2 protein-coding genes are annotated in these 1,216 nt (G+C 33.2%); both read right to left on the bottom strand.

Annotation, left to right across the window (positions count from 1 at the left end; all coding sequences use genetic code 11):
- Positions 1-178: 178 nt before the first annotated feature.
- The gene (locus B5X70_RS17990) at positions 179-427 is read right to left on the bottom strand and encodes a hypothetical protein (protein WP_143255118.1); all 249 of its coding nucleotides are present in this window, start codon (positions 425-427) and stop codon (positions 179-181) included.
- Positions 428-684: 257 nt separating this feature from the next.
- The coding region (locus B5X70_RS18470) for a hypothetical protein (RefSeq protein WP_234995100.1) at positions 685-1,216 on the bottom strand (532 nt) is incomplete at its 5' end.

The following is a 1,216-nucleotide window of genomic DNA, read 5'->3' as shown; positions in this document are numbered from 1 at the left end:
AAAAGAACTATAAACAGAGAGGAGATTCGCATTTTTTGCGCTAATGAACGCCAACGGTCACATATATAAAATGTTGGGGCTGCGGTGTGCGTCTTTGTCTGCCGTTACAAAAGTTGGTGCGGGGCAGAAACTTTAACGTAAACACCAAACCCCCAATATTTTATATATGATGTTGTACCTAGTTTTGGTTTTCAATGTCCTTATTCGATACTCCAATTGGTTTCATCTTTTTCTTTGAATGTCGGTAAAATCCAATTACTTTATTTCTCCTTGGATTCGAAATTGAATATTTAAGCAATAATTCGTCTCCGACAACCTGCAATCCTTGTCTTTGACCTGCTTTAAAACTGTCTCTGTAAATGCTGTCACCAATTACATATTCATATTCTACCAGTTGAAGCCAATATCCTTTGACACTCGGAATCATTTTAGTTTCAAGAATTATTGCTCTCGTTTGTTCAGTTTTCGTAAACACAAACAGAGTCGGCAACTGGAATTGATTAAAACCTATATACAGGAACACACTTACGAATACAATGAGAAATATAGATGCGATTGTATTTGTCGTTCTATTAATAAATTTGATTTTCACCATATCTATATTTCTACGTGCTATCCGTTTTTAATTCATTCAATTATTGAACCTTGATTTCTACAATTTGATATTGTGAGTATCATTCTATGCTAGGTGCATATTCTTTTGGATATTTCAGTCTTTTCGTTATTTATAAACTTTTTAATTTCATAATATCTCACCACAACAGCAATAAAAATAGGAATCGAGGGAATTAGTACAGAAGTTCCAAATGATAGCTCCCAAATAGTCCATGAGATAATAAATCCAATTAATAGAAATGTTGATAGAACCAAAATTTGTTTCCATACAATTACTTCAAAGCGAATGGAATTACCAACTACTTCAAAACGAACTAAGTCATTAGAGTGCAATCGTTTCATAATTAATTCCCAACCATTAGATTGGTACTTGTATAATTTTCTGAATGACAATTTTTTCTCTGACCAACTAACAACTTTATACTTTTTACGAAAATGAAGTTCTATTAATCCAAAAATTGCATCCGTCGATAAATTTATCGGTTTATCAATCAGTGTGTATATCATTCTATAATAATTGGTTATCTGTCTTTTTAAATTAGGTACAACGTACCTGTGTATGACCAGTGGCTTTTTTGCGGGCTGCGTCCTTGTCCGCCGT

The organism is Alkalitalea saponilacus (assembly GCF_900168165.1).
GTDB classification, from domain to species: domain Bacteria; phylum Bacteroidota; class Bacteroidia; order Bacteroidales; family Marinilabiliaceae; genus Natronoflexus; species Natronoflexus saponilacus.
This window is presented reverse-complemented; position numbering and strand designations above follow the sequence as displayed.

What these genes read in the sequence shown, in the direction of transcription:
- B5X70_RS17990 (WP_143255118.1), bottom strand. Translation starts at nt 427, where the DNA reads ATGATTCCGAGTGTCAAAGGATATTGGCTTCAACTGGTAGAATATGAA.